General features: G+C 36.8%; 14 protein-coding genes. 11 read left to right on the top strand and 3 right to left on the bottom strand.

Annotation, left to right across the window (positions count from 1 at the left end; genetic code table 11):
* Positions 1-485: 485 nt before the first annotated feature.
* Both GQ45_RS07910 and GQ45_RS07915 read right to left on the bottom strand, forming a co-directional pair.
* The gene (locus GQ45_RS07910; RefSeq protein ID WP_156125381.1) at positions 486-836 is read right to left on the bottom strand and encodes a hypothetical protein; all 351 of its coding nucleotides are present in this window, start codon (positions 834-836) and stop codon (positions 486-488) included.
* Between the two features lie 12 nt (positions 837-848).
* Complete coding sequence (locus GQ45_RS07915) at positions 849-1,730, bottom strand: hypothetical protein (RefSeq protein ID WP_156125383.1); 882 nt, start codon at positions 1,728-1,730, stop codon at positions 849-851.
* 46 nt (positions 1,731-1,776) lie between these two features.
* Between GQ45_RS07915 and GQ45_RS07920 the strand changes: the two genes are divergently transcribed.
* Positions 1,777-2,049, top strand: coding sequence for a helix-turn-helix domain-containing protein (locus tag GQ45_RS07920; RefSeq protein WP_231555170.1), 273 nt, complete (start codon positions 1,777-1,779; stop codon positions 2,047-2,049).
* Positions 2,050-2,410: 361 nt separating this feature from the next.
* Here GQ45_RS07920 and GQ45_RS07925 read toward each other — a convergent pair whose 3' ends face one another.
* The gene (locus GQ45_RS07925) at positions 2,411-3,745 is read right to left on the bottom strand and encodes a phage integrase SAM-like domain-containing protein (RefSeq protein WP_047416528.1); all 1,335 of its coding nucleotides are present in this window, start codon (positions 3,743-3,745) and stop codon (positions 2,411-2,413) included.
* A gap of 926 nt (positions 3,746-4,671) precedes the next feature.
* Between GQ45_RS07925 and GQ45_RS07930 the strand changes: the two genes are divergently transcribed.
* From GQ45_RS07930 to GQ45_RS07975, 10 genes are all read left to right on the top strand, one after another.
* Positions 4,672-5,265: a hypothetical protein gene (locus GQ45_RS07930; RefSeq protein WP_047416531.1), complete on the top strand. Its 594-nt coding sequence runs from the start codon at positions 4,672-4,674 to the stop codon at positions 5,263-5,265.
* Between the two features lie 298 nt (positions 5,266-5,563).
* Entirely contained in the window at positions 5,564-5,983 is a 420-nt protein-coding gene (locus tag GQ45_RS07935; RefSeq protein WP_047416532.1) for a hypothetical protein, read from the top strand.
* 119 nt (positions 5,984-6,102) lie between these two features.
* Positions 6,103-9,891: an efflux RND transporter permease subunit gene (locus GQ45_RS07940; RefSeq protein ID WP_047416534.1), complete on the top strand. Its 3,789-nt coding sequence runs from the start codon at positions 6,103-6,105 to the stop codon at positions 9,889-9,891.
* 3 nt (positions 9,892-9,894) lie between these two features.
* Positions 9,895-11,127, top strand: coding sequence for a TolC family protein (locus GQ45_RS07945; RefSeq protein WP_047416535.1), 1,233 nt, complete (start codon positions 9,895-9,897; stop codon positions 11,125-11,127).
* An 11-nt stretch (positions 11,128-11,138) separates the two neighbouring features.
* Complete coding sequence (locus GQ45_RS07950; RefSeq protein ID WP_047416536.1) at positions 11,139-11,402, top strand: heavy metal-binding domain-containing protein; 264 nt, start codon at positions 11,139-11,141, stop codon at positions 11,400-11,402.
* 104 nt (positions 11,403-11,506) lie between these two features.
* Positions 11,507-11,983, top strand: a complete 477-nt coding sequence (locus GQ45_RS17550) for a hypothetical protein (RefSeq protein ID WP_052188160.1) — start codon at positions 11,507-11,509, stop codon at positions 11,981-11,983.
* A gap of 274 nt (positions 11,984-12,257) precedes the next feature.
* Positions 12,258-14,786, top strand: coding sequence for a heavy metal translocating P-type ATPase (locus GQ45_RS07960; protein WP_047416537.1), 2,529 nt, complete (start codon positions 12,258-12,260; stop codon positions 14,784-14,786).
* A 21-nt stretch (positions 14,787-14,807) separates the two neighbouring features.
* Entirely contained in the window at positions 14,808-15,296 is a 489-nt protein-coding gene (locus GQ45_RS07965; RefSeq protein WP_047416539.1) for a DUF305 domain-containing protein, read from the top strand.
* 10 nt (positions 15,297-15,306) lie between these two features.
* Positions 15,307-16,098 (top strand): cation transporter, encoded by a 792-nt coding sequence (locus GQ45_RS07970; protein WP_047420190.1) that lies wholly within the window; start codon positions 15,307-15,309, stop codon positions 16,096-16,098.
* 6 nt (positions 16,099-16,104) lie between these two features.
* A complete protein-coding gene (locus GQ45_RS07975; protein ID WP_047416541.1) occupies positions 16,105-17,829 on the top strand; it encodes an efflux RND transporter periplasmic adaptor subunit in 1,725 nt (574 codons plus the stop codon).
* Positions 17,830-18,209: the final 380 nt, after the last annotated feature.

Consider the following 18,209-nt stretch of genomic DNA (forward strand, 5'->3'; position numbering starts at 1 on the left):
AAACGATGACGGCCTAAACCCCTATTTTTACTAGTCTTAACACTATATATCATCGTTTCATCAAAAAAAAGTATAATTAGTAAGGTGTTTTTTTCTTTTTCATTAGCATCTCTTTCAAGAATTGTTCAAAATCTTCCGAAACCCCATTAAATAATGGGATTTATGTGAAATCATTTTATCATCGTTTCATCGGTCTGAAATTGTGCCTCCAAAATGGTATTAGCAAATTTTGACATATCGGATGCATATTAATTCTTTCGGACAATTTGCTATCCAAGTAGGGACCATATTATTATAATAAACTTTAGCCAATGGTACGTACTTCTCTTAGATAAAACTGTACATCCTTATTCTCTGTATTTTGTAATTTCAAGGTTTACTATTTTGTAACGTACTGGGGCTCTCTTTTCTGTTAAATGTGCTTATTTTGTTTAAGTGTTTTTAAAATTTTCTTTTCGTTCATTTCTTTTGTTTTCAATACATTTCTATTCAAATTCTTTTTTCTTTTCATCAGCCAATATTTCTGTGAGCTTATCCATGCAAAACATTTGCTCATGCGGTAAGAGGTCTATCACTATTTCTAATACTTTAGTCACTGAAGTCATTTGAGTTTTGTTTTTGTGCTTGGGAGATACAAAACTACCGTTGCCATCCAAAGCATAATAACACACTTCCAAAAGTGCGGAAATACTATGGGTAATATCTTCATGATCTAACACTTCAAAACCAATCGTCTTTCTAGTCCCCTGGCGAAACAGTTCTGTTTGAACTCCTGAGAAATTTTCAATTAATTTTTTGGCTTGCTTTATTTTTTTGGCGTTTGTTTTCTTTATCATTTTTTTCATTTTTTAACTGGTAAGCTTGCTTCCTTTCACATCATTGGTTTTTAAAAGAAATTCTAGGTGCTGCTCCCCTTCTACCTTTGCTTGATAGTAAAAGTCGGTGCATCTTCTTAAAGCTTTTGCTGCGTCTAGAGCTGAGAACTCTTCACTATTTTTAAACCTTAAAAGGTTATGGGCATTACAAACCATATACTTTATTCGATGCAAACCATAAGTTTCTGTGGGAAATATGGTTTCTGGTAGAGTAGAAAAGTTACTACATAAGTGTAGTAAATAGGATAGCGAATAATGATGGGGTTTTAGCTCCCAAAAAACCCTTAAAAGTGCTAAACATACTTGTTCCATGCCATAATGCATCACTGCTATTTTTGATGTGTAATCTTCCTTAAATTCAACGACATCTATACAAGAAAAAAGGTAGCCAGCTCTTTTCATGCGAATCACCCACTCTTCTTTTATCTTTCTATAATAGATTGGATGAAGACACAACTCAAATTTATTGAATCTTTGAAGTGCCTCGTCTTCTTTATAGATACAGGGAGTTTGTGTGATTACTCTGGTTAAAAAATTATCTCCAAAATCTAGTTTCTCTAACACCTTGGATAGGTTGTAAAATATAGGATATACTTTAATTTTCTGCTTAGTTTTATTATAGATTTCTTCCATAAAATCTATAGGTTTTTTTGTTACGGTCTTGTAGCTAATAATAACCACAGTATAGGTGACTGAATTTTTTACTATTGAATCGCTATTGCTTAAATAACTTTCTTGTCTAATTTCTTGATCACTAAATCCAAGCACATATACTGAATGCAAGGAAATTATACTTTTAATAAGTTGTGATAATTCAATTTTGTGAGAGAGTTTTCTGTGTGATTTAGCCTTCATAACTTCCATTTTTGGGAACCAGATAAACCAAAGTTAACCAAAGGTTATGATATATCATAACCTTTGGTTGTGTTTTTTTATAGAAATTGAACTTTATATGGATGAAAAGGAAAAGAAATTTCTTAAAATGATTGGGCAAAATATTGCAAAAAATAGGAAGGCAATGGGATTCAGTCAATTGGATATTTGTTCCATAATTAGGATGGAAAAATCCAATCTATCAAGTATAGAAAATGGAAGACAGAATGTTACTTCACTTACCTTGCTGAAAATTTCAAAAGCTATTGGTGTTGAAGTGAGTTCTTTCTTTCAAGAATAAAAACTATTTTGATCTTATTCTATAAATAAATTCATAATAATAGATTAAGCATTGTGGGTATATCTTTCCATTAGTCCCTCCATGTCCTCACCGATTTTCTTATCCAAAACTTTAGCATAGTGCTGTGTCGTTTTAATTGAAGTGTGCCCTAACATTTTACTGACTTATTTTGTTATAACGCCATTTGATAGCGTAATATCAGTTCCTAATGAATGACGCACTAAGTTTGTAGCACCATTTTTAGTAATTCCTCTGCAATACAAGTTCAAACGATCGACAATTTTTTGTGTTTGTCAACTATTCTACAAATTCCTTCTCTATTCAGTCTAATCCAAATTTTAATTAGAAATTTATGTTTAAATTAAAAATTAATAACACTATCTAAAGCATCATCAGCATCCCTATGGATAAAGTTTGCCTGGTAATTCAGCGTAGTTTTTAAGTCGCTATGTCTATAAAGTTTTTGTAACATTAAAGGATGGATTTTATCCCCCGCAATATTACCAAAAGTATGACGCGCGATATGATTAGATAAGCTTTTGTCAATATTACATTGTTCCGCAATCCTACTTAAAAACTTATTAAATAGTTTAGTGGCATTTCGGGTTTTTGTAAAAAGATCTTCATCATCATCCGAACGCACATCCTTTAAAAACGGAAAAATATAGCCTCCATTATCTCTTCTGTTTATTTTATAAAAGTCTAGAATGGTTTTCCCTTTTTCGGGAACTTTAAGGCTTAAAGGCTTCTCGTTCTTATTCATAACGTAATAAAGTCTATTATCTTTGAAGTCAGACCATTTTAATTTTACCACATCCGAAATACGAATACCAGCAAAATAAAAAGATATCAACCAAACATTGTGCGTATGCCAGATTGAAGAATACGGTTCTAGCTTCAATGCTTCAATTCTTTCTACTTCTTCAATAGTCAGTCCTATCTTATTACTTGTTCCCAGCCTAATTTTTTCTTTGTCGCCTGCAAAGGGATAATATTTTGCAGAAACAACTCCATCTTTAATAGCAACATTAAAAAGCGTTCTGATAAAAATAAGTTGGTTTGAAATCGTTCGCGTTTTTTGATTTAGATAAGCAGAGCAAAAAGTTTTATAGCGCTCTATAAAAGCCTGATTAATATCTTGAAACTTCAAGTCTTTTTTCTTTTGAAAATGTTCAATACCGTCGATAAAAGAATATTCAGACTTTCTTGCCTTACTAACCCTATCACGTCTTCGTTTAGCAATACCTTCAATAACATCATTTTTTGTTAACGATATTCTCAGATTTAAAAACTCTTCGATATTGTATAAAATTGATAGTTCAGATTTAGCAACAGAAAAAACCTTACGATCATATTTTGTCTTTATTCTTTGAGCTGCAATCGCAAAAAAAGACTTAGAACCACCTGGTCCTTTTAATTTTTGCTTAACTTGTCTAGTAGTAATGTTTTCATCTTTATTGCTTAGATAAATGTCATTTGCTTCAGTTAACTTTTTGAGTAAAAAGTTGTTTAACATTTGGTAGTTTGGATGACTCCTTTTTGCTTGACCATTAATTTTATCCCAATCCTTTTCGAAAATATATTGACCAAGCCACTTATAATTAGTCTTATAGTTTGCGCTAATTCTTATGGCCAAAGGAATCGTTCCATCCTTTTTCATCATATTTTTGCGAAGAACAATCTTAATATTAGCCATAACAAACTTTTTTTGAATTATAAAGATACAAAAAACTAGTACAGAATAAGTACAGAATAATTTGATTTTAATTGAATTTAAATGATATTAAAAAATATTAAAAATTCATAAGTAATTGATTTCTAATGGTTTTAAATGGATTTGATTTGGTAAAAGACTAAGCTCATAACCCGAAGGTCACTGGTTCGAGTCCAGTTCCCGCTACTAAGAAAGCCGATTGCTAAGCAATCGGTTTTTTTGTTTCCTAAAATGCGTAGCATTTATTCTTAAGAATTTTAGGAAACAAAAAAACGTAATCGCGTGAAACGCGATGGCTTTTTTAGTAAAGCCACCCCAAGGCCCTTTCCGCAGTGCAACGAAGGAAAGAATCCAGTTCCCACTACTAAGAAAGCAGATTGCTATGCAATCGGCTTTTTTGTTTTAAAATATGCGTAGCATTTATGCTTAAGCATGTGATAAAACAAAAAAACGTAATCGCGTGAAACGCGATGGGCTTTTTTAGTAAAGCCCCCTACCTTGGATCAACGAGCAATAGCGAGTTAACCCAGTTCCCCCTACCCCTGGTTAAACGAGCGACAGCGAGTTAATCCAGTTCTCCTCAAAACTATTGAAACAAAAAAACGTAATCGCGTGAAACGCGATGGGCTTTTTTAGTAAAGCCATCCTACTCTGGATCAAGGAGCGACATACCGTTAACCCAGTTTCCGACACTAAAATAGACAAGCGTATATAGCAATGTGAGGCATTTTTTATGTTTTGGGCAGTACATGTCAAGATTGGGTGATGTAATACTGCTACTTTTATTTGATGAAAATAATAATGTATCATTGCGTTTATGCTCTTTTTAAAATAAGCTAAGCCTTATAAACCTTTGCTTTAACATAAATAATAGCTAATTTGCCCAAAGAAATAAAAAATCAAAATACATGTGGTGGCATTATTTATTAGTTTTCTTGGGTGCCTTGTTATTAGACATCACTCCATTACCATTAGCTCCCGCATTTACCATCATGGTTTTTCTTCAAATAGTTTTTAATTTAAATGTGTGGTGGGTCATTATCATTGGTGTAGCAGGATCTGTTTTAGGAAGGTATATTCTTCTTTTATATACCCCCTTGTTATCTGAAAAATACTTGAAGAAATCAAAAAATGAAGACATCAAGTATCTTGGAAACAAAATGAATGAGAACAAATGGAAAGGCTTTTTAGTAGTGCTTACCTATTCCTTATTGCCGCTTCCCACAACGCCACTCTTTATAGGAGCGGGTATTTCAAAAATAAAACCCATATATATTATCCCTGCATTTCTCATTGGCAAATTCACTAGTGATACTATCGCCATACATTTAGGTAAATATGCTGCCGAAAACGCTAGCAGCATCCTAGAAAATTTAGTGTCATGGCAATCTATTGCAAGCATTTCATTAGGATTGCTCATGATTTTTGGCCTTTTTTTTATCAACTGGCGAAAATTGGTGCAAACAAAGAAATTAGAATTAAATTTTAAAATTTTTAAATAAATTGTTCTCGCTTGCCTCTACTCTGGATCAACGAGCAACAGCAAGTGAATCCAATTAAAACTATTTGGAAACACGATGGCTTTTTTATACCTCGTGTACAACATTTTACTGTTTTGCTAATCAAAATAAAGATTATCCTTATTTGCCATTAAAAGCATTTAATTACTATTATTTGAGTATCGCTTTCATAGATTTTACGCTACAAATCGCAGATAATTAGCTTGTACACCGTTAATCTTCACGAATTAAAGTACTGTTAAATTCAATAAAAACTGTTAAATTTTCGTATTTTGCAATGATGAAAAAGGTATTTCATAAAATAATGTCAATTTCAATGGCTTTCGTAGTTTTATTTTCTACGATGTCATTCACTATTGATATGCATTATTGTGGAGATGCTATAATAGATTACTCTTTCTTTCACAAGGCTGAAAATTGTGGAATGGAAAAAGAGCAAGTTACATCAACTTGTGAAAATCCAGAAATGAAAAAGAAATCTTGTTGTTCCGATCAACAAATTATCATTGAAGGACAAGAAGATTTAAAAAATAACTTCACTACACTCACATTTGAGCAACAAGTTTTTGTTGCATCATTTGTTTATTCGTACATCAACCTTTTTGAAGGAACGGCATCTAAAGATGTTCCTTACAAAGAGTACCCACCACCGTTTGTCAAACGCGATATTCAAGTCTTGCACCAGACCTTCTTAATTTGATGTATTAAACATTCGTGATTCGCCCTTCAATACTTATTGACTTGGGCCAAATTTGTTGTATTTGCTTTTCTGTACTTCAGGATTTCAAATCATTCATAAATGTTTAATTATCATAGCACATGCTTAATAAAGCTATCAAATTTCTTATTGAGAACAAGCTCGTTACAGTTCTAATGTTAACTCTGTTTGTCGGTTGGGGTATTGTAAATGCACCCTTTGGATGGGATACGGGTTTTCTACCCTCAAATCCTGTAGCGGTTGACGCTATTCCAGATATTGGCGAGAACCAACAAATTGTGTTTACCAAATGGCAAGGTCGATCTCCTCAAGATATTGAAGACCAAATTACCTATCCACTAACCACTTCCTTATTAGGTATTCCTGGTGTTAAAACCATTCGTAGTTCCTCTATGTTCGGGTTTTCGAGCATTTATATTATTTTTGAAGAGGAGGTCGAATTCTATTGGTCACGGAGTCGTATTCTTGAAAAACTAAACTCTCTTTCTGCTAATTTGTTACCGCAAGGGGTAAACCCTACATTGGGTCCTGATGCTACGGGATTAGGACAAATATATTGGTACACCTTAGAAGGTCGTGATGAAAAAGGGAATGTTACTGGTGGTTGGGATTTACAAGAATTACGTAGTATTCAAGATTACTATGTGAAATATGCCTTGTCCGGTGCAAGTGGTGTTTCGGAAGTAGCTTCTATTGGTGGTTATGTTCAAGAATATCAGGTGGATGTTGACCCAGAAAAAATGCGTCAGTACAATATCAATCTAGAGCAGGTAGTACAAGCTGTAAAAGAAAGTAATCAGGATATTGGTGCACAGACCTTAGAAATCAATCAAGCTGAATATTTGGTTCGTGGTTTGGGGTATGTGAAATCCATATCAGATTTAGAAAATGCGGTAGTTTCTTCTGAAAATTTTACATCCCTACGGATAAAGGATATAGCGAATGTTACACTTGGGCCAGCAACGAGACGTGGTATTTTAGACAAAGAAGGTGCCGAAGTTGTAGGCGGTGTGGTCGTAGCTCGTTATGGTGCAAACCCTATGGAAGTTATTACTAATGTAAAGGAACAGATTGCAGAACTTTCGTCGGGTTTACCCAGCAAAGTTTTGACAGACGGTCGCACTTCACAAGTAACCATTGTTCCTTTTTATGACCGCACAGAGCTTATACAAGAAACGCTGCATACCCTAAACGAAGCCCTTACCCTTGAAATTCTGATTACCATTTTGGTCATCATCGTTATGGTGTTCAATCTACGAGCATCCATTCTAATTTCCGGATTATTACCTGTTGCCGTGTTAATGGTATTCATCACTATGAAGCTCTTTAATGTCGATGCTAATATTGTGGCACTTTCCGGTATTGCTATAGCCATAGGGACTATGGTCGATGTTGGGGTTATCCTCGCTGAAAATATGATACGGCATATAGAGGATGAAAAGTTACGATTTAAGGCAGATGGAATTGAATACACTACAAACGAAATTGTCTATAATGCTACTGCCGAAGTTTCGGGAGCTATTTTAACCGCCGTTCTAACGACCATCATAAGTTTTATACCTGTATTTACGCTAATTGGCGCCGAAGGAAAATTATTCAGACCCTTGGCATTTACCAAAACCATGGCGCTCACGGCTGCATTAGTCATTGCACTTTTCTTGATACCACCATTTGCTGCTTATTTGTTCAGAAAAACAAATATTCGAGAACGTTCTAAATACCTTCTAAACGGTTTGCTAATCCTACTCGGGATTACGGCGATGGTATATGGCTATTGGTTAGGAATGGTATTAATAGCTTTTGGAACGGTTGCGCTATTAAGTGTAAGAAAAATTATAACGGCAAAAAGAGCGAACCTAATTCATATTATTATTTCGTGTATAGCCATCGTATTTCTGCTTGCCGAATACTGGCGACCGCTTGGTTTTGATCGAAGTATTCTAATGAATCTGATTTTTGTAGCGATTATCTGCTTTGGATTACTGGGTGTGTTTTCAATTTTTCAACGGTATTATGACAACATCCTGCGCTGGGCACTTCAAAACCGATTATTGTTTTTAATTATCCCTACTACGGTTCTGATTTTAGGAGTGGTTATCATGCGCAATACTGGAAAAGAATTTATGCCAGCGCTCAATGAAGGTTCTTTCTTATTAATGCCTACCTCTCTACCGCACTCAGGAGTTGAAGAAAATAAGCGGGTATTACAACAGTTGGATATGGCGGTAGCCACTATTCCCGAAATAGAAACGGTGGTAGGTAAAGCAGGACGCACAGAATCAGCACTAGATCCTGCGCCGCTATCGATGTATGAAAATATGATTCAGTATAAGTCCGAATATATGCGGAACGATGCAGGAGAGCGACAACGCTATCAAATGAACGATGATGGCTTATTTGTACTGAAAAACGGAAAATTCATCATCAACCCCAATAATGAAATTAATGATGATGCAAACTATGATGTTTCACAACTTAAAACTACAGCAACCAATAACCATTTAATTCCTGATACTGATGGCGAATACTACCGCAACTGGCGACCAGAAATAAAAAATCCTGATGATATCTGGAATGAAATTGTGAAGGTCACCAAATTTCCAGGAGTAACTTCCGCGCCCAAACTTCAACCTATAGAAACACGTCTTGTTATGCTACAGACGGGCATGCGAGCACCTATGGGAATTAAGGTAAAAGGGCCCGACTTAAAAACCATAGAAGCCTTTGGTTTGCAATTGGAGGAACTATTAAAAAAATCCAAAGGTGTAAAAGAACAAGCCGTATTTGCCGACCGAATCGTGGGTAAACCTTATTTGTTAATTGATATCAAGCGTGAACAATTAGCCCGATATGGCATATCGATTATGGATGTGCAAGAAGTGCTTCAAGTAGCTGTTGGCGGTATGCAACTTACCCAAACCGTGGAAGGGCGGGAACGGTATGGAGTGCGTGTACGGTATCCTAGAGAATTACGTGCCAATCCAGACGACCTTAAAAATATTTACGTGCCTGTAGAAAAAGGCAGTCCTGTTCCTTTGGGTGAGCTCGTGGATATTCGTTACGAACAAGGACCGCAAGTGATTAAAAGTGAGGACACTTTCCTAGTAGGCTACGTGCTGTTTGATAAGCTAGACGGTTTTGCCGAGGTCGATGTCGTAGAAAGTGCCCAAGCCTTAATCAAACAAAATATAGCAAACGGCGATTTAATAGTGCCTAAAGGAATAAGCTATCGTTTTACAGGTACGTATGAAAATCAATTACGGGCAGAAAAAACACTTTCTGTGGTAATTCCGATGGCACTTGCCATAATATTCTTGATTTTATATTTCCAGTTTAAATCGGTCAGCACTTCGCTTATGGTATTTTCAGGAATTACCATCGCTTTTGCTGGAGGATTTATTATGATTTGGCTGTATGGCCAAGATTGGTTTTTTAATTTTAATCTTCTCGGGGAGAATATGCGAGACCTTTTTAATATGAAAACTATCAATTTAAGTGTAGCGGTTTGGGTCGGTTTCATTGCCCTATTTGGTATTGCTACCGATGATGGCGTGGTGATGGCCACCTATCTCACACAGACTTTTGACAGAGAAAAGCCTACCGATAAAAAGGAAATCCGATTGGCAACCCTTGAAGCCGCTGGTAAGCGAATACGACCTTGCCTAATGACTACCGTTACGACAATTCTCGCATTGCTGCCCATACTTACCTCTACTGGGAAAGGAAGTGATATTATGATTCCGATGGCGATTCCCATTTTTGGAGGGATGATTATAGATGTTACGTCTTACTTCCTATTGCCCGTGCTATATAGTTGGCGGGAAGAGTTTTTGCTTTCGCAAAAGCAAAACAAGAATCAAGAATCAGAAAACAAGACCTTAACTGCATAAATTATGAATAGAATATCAACATATATCGTCCTGTCTCTTGTCTCTTGTTTCTTGAGTCAATTTACAAATGCACAACAATTACAATCCTATATTCAGGAAGCAGAAAAGAATAGCCCAGAGATACAGGCCTATAATCTTCGCCATACTATTGCTGAAGAGAAAGTAAACGAAGCTGATTGGTTGCCTAATACGCTTATGAGTGCTGGCTATTTTGTAAGCGAACCAGAAACGAGAACAGGTGCACAACGTGCGCGCTTTTCGGTATCGCAAATGTTACCTTGGTTTGGTACCATCACAGCTAGAGAAAATTATGCGAGTTCAATAGCCGATGCCGAATATGTAGAAATCGTAATTGCCAAGCGTAAACTAGCGCTTTCCGTCTCTCAATTGTACTACAGCTTATATGCCATTACAGCAAAACAAAAAATACTTGACGAGAATATCGAGTTGTTAAAAACCTATGAAAAATTGGCCCTTACTTCCGTAGAAGTGGGTAAAGCTTCCGCAGTAGATGTGTTGCGATTACAGATTAGACAAAATGAATTGCAGCAACAAAAAGAGGTGCTCGAAGAAACCTATTTAGGAGAGCAAACCGCTTTTAATAAGTTACTGAATCGAGATGGAAATACAAGCGTAACCATACTTGAAGCATTGGTGTTGCCTAGTGAAGATATTTTTTACGATGACAATAACCTATCACTTAATCCAGAGTTGCTTAAATATGACAAACTCTATGAATCCATAGCGCAATCAGAAGAATTGAATCAAGCTGAAAGCAATCCTATGATTGGTTTTGGACTGGATTATTTACCTGTTTCAGACCGTCCTGCTATGAATTTTAGTGATAATGGGAAAGATATTCTAATGCCCATGGTTTCGGTCTCTATCCCCATTTTCAATAAGCAATACGATTCTAGAAGCAAGCAAAACGAACTGAAACAGTTAGAAATTAACGCTCAAAAAAAGAATCGATTGAATGTGTTGGAGTCCTCTTTCGCGAAAGCCTTATCGCAACGCAATCAGGCTAAAATTATATACAATACCCAAGAGAAAAACTTGAAGCAGGCAAATGATGCCGAAGAAATTCTTATTAAGAATTATGAAACTGGAACGATCGATTTTAATGATGTGCTGGACATACAAGAATTGCAGTTGAAGTTTCAAATCAACCAAATATTTGCAATAACCACATACTATTCGCAAAGCGCGATAGTCAATTATTTAATAACTCAATAATCTAAACAACAATGAACAATTTAAAATTAATTTTAGTGCTACTAGCAATGGTGGCAAGTGTAACAGTGATGTCTTGTAAAGATGGAAAAACAGAAACAACTACAGAGACGAAAACCGAAACGACCGAAACACAAGGTGTAGAATATACTTCAGCATACGTCTGTCCTATGCATTGTGAAGGAAGTGGCAGCGACATGGAAGGAAAATGTCCAAGCTGTGGAATGACTTATGTAAAAAATGAAGATCACAAAGCAAACGGACATATGCACGACTAATTTTTTCAGAAGTAAATCAGAATGAGATTAATCACCAAAAGTATGGGGATAGGGCTTTGATGAAGTGGACAATAAGCTTTTTGAATGCTATAATTAGTATAATAATGAGAAATAAAAAATACACATTTTATTATTTGGTAGGAGTGATACTGTTCAGTTTTTGTGCTTTTTCTTGCGTTGATTCTAACGATGTTCAAGTAAGGTATTCAGGGGCATTGCGAACAATGATGTCTGGTAATTTAGAGGCAACTTCTTCTTTAGACTCACTTTCTAAAAAATCGCATTTATATGCTTTGGGTGCGTTTGAAAACTTGAAGGGCGAAATCCAGATTTTTGATGGTAAAGCACTTAACTCAAGCGTACAATCTAACAAACTCTTTTTAGATACCACTTTCAATAAGAAAGCAGCATTACTAGTTTATGCTGAAGTTTTCAATTGGCAAGATGTTAAAATTCCGAATGAAGTTAATTCATTAAACAAATTGGAAGAATTCATTGAAGAACTGGCAAAGCAAATTGGCTTGAATATTGAAGAACCAGTGCCATTTTTAATTGTAGGAAACATCAAATCATTGAACTAGCATATCATTGATTGGAAGGATGGCGACACCGTTCATACACATCAGAAGCATAAAGAATCTGGCCTAAATGGTGTTGAAGAAAGTAAGGAAATAGAAATTATTGGTTTCTTTTCTAAATCGCATAAAGCGGTGTTTACACACCATTCAACATTTCTTCATATGCATTTCAAAACTAAAGATGAAAAATTAGCAGGACACGTTGACGAATTAAAATTGGGAAATAGTATGATACTAAAATTACCTACATCATATTAAGAACAAAAAAAATAAGCAAATGAAACACACCTATCACATACATGGAATGACCTGCAACGGTTGTCGCAATCACGTAGAGCAAACACTTTCTAAAGTAAAAGGCGTGACAACGGCATCGGTGGATTTAGAAAAAGCAGAAGCCACGATTGAAATGACATCACATATTCCTATTGAAATGTTTCAGAAAGCGATGCAGGATGATGGCGGCTCTTACAGTATTCACAAAAAGAAGCCCCACCCAGCCTCCCCGAAGGGGAGGAGCTCTGACGTAAAAAACGATAAGAGTGAGAAAAGCCCCCTTCGGGGGTTGGGGGCTACATTTTACTGCCCGATGCATTGCGAAGGCGACAAAACCTATGATCAACCTGGCGATTGCCCTGTATGCGGTATGGATTTGGTGGAAGAAGTAGATCTATCTGCAACGACTAAAGAACAATGGACGTGTCCAATGCATCCAGAGGTAGTCAAAGACGGGCCTGGAGCTTGCCCTATTTGTGGGATGGATTTAGTGCCAATGGAAGCAGATAGTTCCGCAGAAGAAAAGACGTATAAAAAGCTCTTGAAAAAATTCTGGATAGCTGTCGCTTTTACCTTGCCCATTTTCTTAATTGCCATGAGCGAGATGATTCCTGACAATCCTTTATACGATGTAATAGAACAAAAATCGTGGAACTGGATTCAGTTGGCATTGTCCATTCCCGTAGTGTTTTATGCTACGTGGATGTTTTTTGAACGTGCGTATCGCAGTATCAAAACATGGAATCTTAATATGTTCACGCTTATTGGCATCGGTTCTGGTGTGGCCTGGTTATTTAGCGTATTCGGGATGTTGTTTCCAGACTTTTTTCCTGAGCAGTTTAAAACTGAAAATGGTGCAGTCCACGTGTACTTTGAAGCAGCAACGGTCATACTCACCCTAGTACTAATGGGTCAGGTTTTAGAAGCTAGAGCACATAGTAAAACCAATTCAGCAGTAAAGGAATTATTAAAGCTTGCACCCAATAAAGCGGTACGTTTGGTCGATGGAAAAGAAGAAGAAGTTTCTATCGATACCATTGAAAAAGGAGATGTTCTACGGGTAAAGCCAGGCGATAAAATTCCTGTGGATGGTAGCATTACAGAGGGCAAAACAACGGTAGACGAATCCATGATTTCGGGAGAGCCGATACCTGTCGATAAAGTTGAGCATGACAAAGTTAGTAGCGGCACTATTAATGGGAATCAGTCTTTTTTAATGAAAGCCGAAAAAGTAGGTAGCGATACCTTACTTTCTCAAATCGTCCATATGGTAAACGATGCTAGTCGTAGTCGTGCGCCTATTCAAAAATTGGCAGATACGGTTTCGGGCTACTTTGTACCTGTGGTGGTCATTATTTCATTAATCACTTTTGCGGTTTGGGCACTTTGGGGTCCAGAACCCACTTATGTATATGCACTAGTAAATGCTATTGCGGTGTTAATAATTGCTTGTCCCTGTGCTCTAGGATTGGCTACGCCGATGTCCGTAATGGTAGGTGTTGGTAAGGGAGCGCAAAACGGGGTATTGATTAAAAATGCCGAAGCGTTGGAGAAAATGGACAAGGTAGATACCTTGATTGTGGATAAGACAGGTACTATAACCGAAGGAAAACCAACGGTAGAAAAAATTGGAGTTTTTAGAGAACGCTTTCGTGAAAGCGAGATAACGCACTTTATAACTTCCTTGAACAGTTCTAGCGAGCATCCTCTTGCCGAAGCTACCGTAAAGTATGGTAAGGAACGGAACATTGAAATATCAAAAACCGAAAATTTTAGTGCGGTATCAGGAAAGGGTGTAGAAGGAACTGTCGATGGTAAAAAGTTAGCCTTAGGGAATGCCAAAATGATGGAATTTGCCAAGGCCACCATTTCCTCAGAAATGCAAACCGAGGCTCAATCCTACCAAAAACAAGGAAAAACCGTTTCCTATCTGGCCGCGGATGGCGAAGTGTCAGGCTATGTAGTAATAGGCGATAAAATCAAACAAACAAGTTCCCAAGCAATAAAAGAATTGCAAGATAAAGGCATCGCTGTGATAATGTTAACAGGCGATAATCACGATACTGCCAAAGCCGTAGCGAGCGAACTCAATCTTGCTGATTTTAAAGCAGGTATGTTGCCAGAAGACAAACTCAAAGAAGTAACAAAATTGCAGGAACAAGGAAAAGTAGTTGCAATGGCTGGCGATGGCATCAACGACGCACCTGCACTTGCCAAAAGTGATGTAGGTATCGCCATGGGAACAGGAACTGATGTGGCTATCGAAAGTGCTATGATTACCCTAGTCAAAGGAGATTTACACGGCATTGTAAAAGCAAAAAATTTGAGTCATGCCGTCATGAAGAATATCAAGCAAAATCTATTTTTTGCATTGATTTATAATACGCTCGGAGTTCCTATAGCGGCAGGAGTTTTATTCCCATTTTTTGGAATATTATTATCCCCTATGATTGCGGCTTTGGCCATGAGCTTTAGTTCGGTATCGGTCATAGCAAATGCCTTAAGGCTCAGAACAAAATCAATAAATTGATAACTTTTAAAACGAGTAAAAATGAATTCAGAAAGCAACAAAGACCAGATAAATGGAAAGAACAACTATACAAAATTTGTTGGAATGCTAGTAGCATCGTTCATTGCCATGTATAGTACCATGTACCTGAACACCTACGTCATAGACCATGTTTATTTTAGCTTAACAAGGTTCTATATGAGCTGTTTAGGCATCGCAACAATGGCGATTATAATGTTTGTGGCGATGCGAAATATGTATCAGAATAAAAAGAAAAACATAGCGATAGTCTTTGGGAGTATTGTACTGTTTGTAGGGGCATTGGGACTTGTTCGTGACCAAAAATCTACGGTGGGTGATTTACTATGGATGAAGGCTATGATACCGCACCACTCTATTGCCATTTTAACTAGTGAACGTGCTGATATCAAAGACCCCGAAGTGAAACGACTCGCTGAGGATATCATCGAGGCACAACGCAAGGAAATTGCCGAAATGAAAGAAATGATTGAACGATTGGAAAGCGAATAGAAATTACCTTATGGATAAGTCAATTTTTAAAATAGCCAAAATGGACTGCCCTTCAGAAGAAGCAATGATTCGGATGAAGTTAGATTCTTATGTGCAAATCGAAAAGTTAGATTTTGATATTCCCAATCGAAAACTAACGGTTTTTCACAATGGTAATTTAAACAGTATTCAAGCTGCCATTGCCGAATTGAAGTTTAAAGATGAATTGGTTTCTTCTGAACCCACCAATGAAGTCGTTGTCGATGAGGCGACCAGTCAGCGTAAAATGCTATGGGCTGTTTTACTTATAAACTTTGTCTTTTTTGGGCTTGAAATGACAACAGGAATAATTTCTAGGTCTATGGGGCTTATTGCCGACAGTCTTGATATGCTTGCTGATTCATTTGTTTATGCATTAAGTCTTTTGGCAGTAGGCGGCTCGCCGATACGAAAGAAGAATATCGCAAAGACTGCAGGGTATTTTCAGATGGTACTTGCCATAATTGGATTTATTGAGGTAATTAGGCGGTTTACAAATATATCTGAAATCCCCAATTTCAATACAATGATTATAGTATCGATTCTAGCCCTAATAGCAAATGGGTTGTGTCTGTATCTATTACAAAAATCCAAAAGCAAGGAAGCCCATATGCAAGCAAGTATGATTTTTACATCAAATGATGTAATCATCAATTCAGGTGTAATAGTAGCTGGCGTATTGGTACTTTGGACAAATTCAAGAATACCTGACTTGATTATTGGGGCAATGGTTTTTGTCGTTGTAATTAGAGGTTCAATTAAAATTTTAAAATTAGGAAAATAAAACAATATGAAAAAAAACATTCTATACATTGGTATTGCAGCTCTTATAGGGCTACTAGGTGGTTGGCTAATATTTGGGAATTCAACCAACAATAAGACTGAGACAACCGAAATACACGAACATTCTGACAAAAGCACTGAACAAATGTGGACCTGTTCGATGCATCCACAAATAATGCAGCCAGAGCCTGGCGATTGCCCTATTTGCGGGATGGATTTGATTCCTGCCGAGACTGGTGCTGAAGGCCTTGCCTTCAATGAAATTAAATTGACAGAGAACGCCATGGCGCTTGCAAATATTCAAACGACCATCGTGGGTAGCGCCAAAGCATCTTATGGAGATGGAATGATATCCCTATCTGGAAAAATTACCGAAAATGAAGAAAATAATGCTGTTCAAGCAAGCTATTTTGATGGACGCATCGAAAAACTGAACGTGAATTATGAAGGTCAGAAAGTAAATAAAGGGCAATTGTTAGCCACTATGTACGCACCAAATCTTGTCGCGGCGCAACAGGAATTAATTACAACTGCCTCTTTAAAAGAGTCGCAACCAGCCTTGTACAGAGCCGTTCGTAACAAATTGAAAAACTGGAAACTATCGAACAAGCAAATCGAAGCTATTGAAGCATCAGGAAGTGTGCAAGATAATTTTCCAATCTATGCTACCGTTTCTGGAACTGTAGCTGAAGTTATCGCCAAAGAAGGCGATTACGTAAAGCAAGGTCAGCCTATACTGAGGGTAAGTAATCTGAATTCGGTTTGGGCAGCATTTGATGCCTATGAAAATCAGATTTCAAATGTAAAGGAAGGGCAAAACATCAAAATAGTAACCAATGCTTACCCTAACAAAGAGTTCGATGCTCAGGTTTCATTCATTGATCCTTTAGTAAACAATGCCACAAGAACCGTTACGGTAAGAGCAACACTAAAAAATACAGAAGGCTTATTAAAGCCAGGAATGTTTGTAAATGGAAAACTTAAAGGATTATCCGAATCGAATAGCGAGCTCATTGCTATCCCTGCAACTGCCGTACTATGGACGGGAGAACGCTCGTTAATCTATGTAAAAACAAATCCGAACGAACCCATTTTTGAAATGCGTGAAATAGTGATAGCAAATCGCAGTGAAAAAAATTATACCATAAAAGAAGGAATAGAAAATGGAGACGAAATTGTAACCAATGGCACGTTCTCAGTCGATGCTGCTGCACAATTGCAAGGGAAAAAATCAATGATGAACAAGGGCAAAAAGGAAACATCTGCCATGCCATTGTCTCAAATGAAAATTGAATTACCAGCAAGTTTTCAGAGGGACTTTAAAAAGGTCCTTAAAACTTACGCTAAGATGAAAGATGCATTTGTTTCAAGCGATGTCATCCAAGTTTCCACTTTTGCGAAAGAGCTATCTAAGTCCTTACAGTCGATAGCTATTAGCAGTTTAGGAAAGATGGAGCAAGCCCATATTACTAAAACCATAGAAATGCTTGACGCCATTATAGAAAATGACAATCTTGAAAATCAAAGAGCATATTTCGTAATCCTGAATGAAAACATAGTACCCATTGCCATGAATATAGAGGATTCCGAAGGTATATTATATGTTCAAAAATGTCCTATGGCAAATAATAATAAAGGAGCGGTATGGTTAAGTACACATAAAGATATTCGCAACCCCTACTATGGCGATGCAATGTTGACTTGTGGCAGTGTTATTGAGGAAATTAAATAGTCCTAAAATTCAGTCTAAATAAACTAGGGTAGGTAAAAAGGGTTGTCATTTAAAGGTCAACTCTTTTTAATTTCTAATCGTAATCATCTATGAACTATGCAAAATAGTCCTCTCAGCACATTCCCTAACAAAGAACTTTAAGCCAATCCCGTATTTTAACTTTGCGTGTCATGTGTTCTTTTTGATTTGCCAGAAAGCAACATTCTATTCTTATATAAAAATCCGTAATCAAGTTCGTTAATCCAGGCTACGGCTATCATTTAGCCACCACAAAGATTTCAAATTTAGCCTGGGACGGACGGCATAAATGCTCGCAAGCTCTCTTTTATAAGTCCTTATTCAACCAAAATATTAAATATGGCGACCAAAAAGGAAAAAGC

This window comes from Cellulophaga sp. Hel_I_12, assembly GCF_000799565.1.
Lineage (GTDB): Bacteria > Bacteroidota > Bacteroidia > Flavobacteriales > Flavobacteriaceae > Cellulophaga.

Excerpts from the sequence above, each read along its gene's own strand:
- GQ45_RS07910 (WP_156125381.1), bottom strand. The coding sequence starts at position 836 with ATGATAAAGAAAACAAACGCCAAAAAAATAAAGCAAGCCAAAAAATTA.
- GQ45_RS07915 (WP_156125383.1), bottom strand. The coding sequence starts at position 1,730 with ATGAAGGCTAAATCACACAGAAAACTCTCTCACAAAATTGAATTATCA.
- GQ45_RS07920 (WP_231555170.1), top strand. The coding sequence starts at position 1,777 with ATGATATATCATAACCTTTGGTTGTGTTTTTTTATAGAAATTGAACTT.
- GQ45_RS07925 (WP_047416528.1), bottom strand. The coding sequence starts at position 3,745 with ATGGCTAATATTAAGATTGTTCTTCGCAAAAATATGATGAAAAAGGAT.
- GQ45_RS07930 (WP_047416531.1), top strand. The coding sequence starts at position 4,672 with ATGTGGTGGCATTATTTATTAGTTTTCTTGGGTGCCTTGTTATTAGAC.
- GQ45_RS07935 (WP_047416532.1), top strand. The coding sequence starts at position 5,564 with ATGAAAAAGGTATTTCATAAAATAATGTCAATTTCAATGGCTTTCGTA.
- GQ45_RS07940 (WP_047416534.1), top strand. The coding sequence starts at position 6,103 with ATGCTTAATAAAGCTATCAAATTTCTTATTGAGAACAAGCTCGTTACA.
- GQ45_RS07945 (WP_047416535.1), top strand. The coding sequence starts at position 9,895 with ATGAATAGAATATCAACATATATCGTCCTGTCTCTTGTCTCTTGTTTC.
- GQ45_RS07950 (WP_047416536.1), top strand. The coding sequence starts at position 11,139 with ATGAACAATTTAAAATTAATTTTAGTGCTACTAGCAATGGTGGCAAGT.
- GQ45_RS17550 (WP_052188160.1), top strand. The coding sequence starts at position 11,507 with ATGAGAAATAAAAAATACACATTTTATTATTTGGTAGGAGTGATACTG.
- GQ45_RS07960 (WP_047416537.1), top strand. The coding sequence starts at position 12,258 with ATGAAACACACCTATCACATACATGGAATGACCTGCAACGGTTGTCGC.
- GQ45_RS07965 (WP_047416539.1), top strand. The coding sequence starts at position 14,808 with ATGAATTCAGAAAGCAACAAAGACCAGATAAATGGAAAGAACAACTAT.
- GQ45_RS07970 (WP_047420190.1), top strand. The coding sequence starts at position 15,307 with ATGGATAAGTCAATTTTTAAAATAGCCAAAATGGACTGCCCTTCAGAA.
- GQ45_RS07975 (WP_047416541.1), top strand. The coding sequence starts at position 16,105 with ATGAAAAAAAACATTCTATACATTGGTATTGCAGCTCTTATAGGGCTA.